Origin of the sequence: Syntrophorhabdus sp., assembly GCA_012719415.1 — a bacterium.
Taxonomy (GTDB): Bacteria; Desulfobacterota; Syntrophorhabdia; order Syntrophorhabdales; family Syntrophorhabdaceae; genus Delta-02.
On the sequence record JAAYAK010000266.1, the window covers coordinates 1 to 1837 of the forward strand.

4 protein-coding genes are annotated in these 1837 nt (G+C 56.6%); 3 read left to right on the plus strand and 1 reads right to left on the minus strand.

Translation table 11 applies throughout. From position 1 onward, the window contains the following. The 3 genes from GXX82_15580 to GXX82_15590 all read left to right on the plus strand — a co-directional run. On the plus strand, nt 1–218 hold a 218-nt coding region (locus GXX82_15580), incomplete at its 5' end, for a fructose-bisphosphatase class I (protein NLT24462.1). Nucleotides 219–402: 184 nt separating this feature from the next. After that, nucleotides 403–741, plus strand: coding sequence for an HNH nuclease family protein (locus GXX82_15585; GenBank protein ID NLT24463.1), 339 nt, complete (start codon nt 403–405; stop codon nt 739–741). A 14-nt stretch (nt 742–755) separates the two neighbouring features. Then, nucleotides 756–1559: a hypothetical protein gene (locus GXX82_15590; GenBank protein NLT24464.1), complete on the plus strand. Its 804-nt coding sequence runs from the start codon at nt 756–758 to the stop codon at nt 1557–1559. A gap of 147 nt (nt 1560–1706) precedes the next feature. Here GXX82_15590 and GXX82_15595 read toward each other — a convergent pair. Next, the coding region (locus tag GXX82_15595) for a DMT family protein (GenBank protein ID NLT24465.1) at nt 1707–1837 on the minus strand (131 nt) is incomplete at its 5' end.

A 1837-nucleotide genomic window follows, 5' to 3' on the forward strand; every position in this document is an offset into this window, starting at 1 on the left:
GGCCCGAGGGAAAGCTCCGCCTCATGTACGAGGCATCCGTTGTGGCCTTCATGTGCAGGGAGGCGGGAGGGCACGCGGTGGACGAGCACGGTGCCCCGATCCTTGACATAGAGCCGAAGGACCACCACCAGAGGACCGCCCTCTACGTCGGGTCGAAACCGCTGGTGGAGGACATCGCCAGGACCCTGAGAGCTGACGGGCATACGGGTCCGCGCTGACGCGCAAACGGGCGGACAGGGAAAAGACAATAGACTTTTATGGCCTTTCCATGAAAAAAGGGTACAATATGTTGATGCGTATGGTCGGGGCGATGAGGAGATCGGTCAACAAGGTTCTTCCTCGTGGGCCCGTGTGCCCGTTTCCGCGAAGCGCAGACCCGTGGGCGAGTCCAGGTGAAAAATGATGAAACGCAGAGCATTCACAGTGCGCAGGTCGAACCGGCCGGTGAAGAAGGAGATCACGGGGTCCATCGGGGATATCGTCAAAGAGATCACTCGGGACAGGGACGTCAAGAACGAACAGTACCGCGAGCAATCGCTGAAGATGCACGGCCTCATGTGCGCGAGGTGCGGCAGGGAATTCGACCACACCGACAGGCACCTCCTCACCGTGCATCACAAGGACGGGAACCACAACAACAACCCGCCCGACGGGTCGAACTGGGAAAACCTCTGCACCTATTGTCATGACGATGTCCATGGTAGGAACTTTTTCGCCGACGAAGAGGAAGGGAAAGAATGAGAAGGAGGATGGGAATGAAGAAAGTGGTCCTGGGCATATCCGTGGTCGTTCTGGTCACCTTTTTCTCTCTTGCGTGCCTTGCCGCGGACCCTGCAAAGGCCGTGCTTGACGAAGTGACGAACAGGACGGCATCAGCGTTGGGAAAGATCGATTCCGACCTTTCGAGGGCGGCGAAGGCGATCGGAGAGGGACTCGCGCCCGGTGCCGACATGAGAAAGGCCGTGCATGATCTCTGCGCCGGCAAAGGATACTCCATCGATTGCGCCTTCATCAACGCCAAGGGCATCATGGAGATCGTCGAGCCCGAGAAATACCGCAAGCATGAAGGTTCAAACCTCGGTGACCAGGCCATCGTGAACCGCATCCATGAGACCCGGAAGCCCCTGTTCAGCGAACTCTTCACCGCGGTCGAAGGACTGCAGGGCATAGCCTTCCACTATCCCGTATTCAATCGAAAGAAAGAGTTTGCCGGCTCTGTAAGTCTGTTGATATCCCCGGACGTCATGGTGCGGGAGTGCCTGAAGGACATGAAGCTCGGCGCAGGCACGGGCATCGTCATACTCCAGCCCGACGGCACCAACATCTACGCTTCCGACCCCTCCCAGGCCCGGCTCAACGTTCTGAAGAGCACAGAATACAAAGGTTTCCATGAACTGCGCGAAATGGGTACACGCATAGTCAAAGAGAAGGAAGGGACGGCAACCTATCGATACGTCAAGCCCGGTTCGGAAAAGGTCGTGAAGAAATCGGCCGCCTGGAAGACCCTCCCCTTCTACGACAGCTACTGGCGGGTCGTGATAACCACGGAAAAGCGGTAAAGACGGTTTCAGGTTCCAGGTTCCAAGTTCCAGGTTAGAGAAAAAGGTGCCGAGGTTCCAAGGGAAGGTCGGCACCTTTGCAACAGTCTTTTGCCTGAAACCTGAAACCTGGAACCGTCTTCTATCCCTGGAACCTGGAACCGTCTTCTAGTCCCTGAACATGAAGAAGACCGCTCCCGCCATGAGGGCGAATGCGATGAGGTAGTTCCATCTGAATTCTTCCTTGAGATAGAGAAGAGAAAAGACTGCGAAGACAACAAGGGTTATGACCTCCTGCA

What these genes read in the sequence shown, in the direction of transcription:
- GXX82_15585 (NLT24463.1), top strand. Translation starts at nt 403, where the DNA reads ATGAAACGCAGAGCATTCACAGTGCGCAGGTCGAACCGGCCGGTGAAG.
- GXX82_15590 (NLT24464.1), top strand. Translation starts at nt 756, where the DNA reads ATGAAGAAAGTGGTCCTGGGCATATCCGTGGTCGTTCTGGTCACCTTT.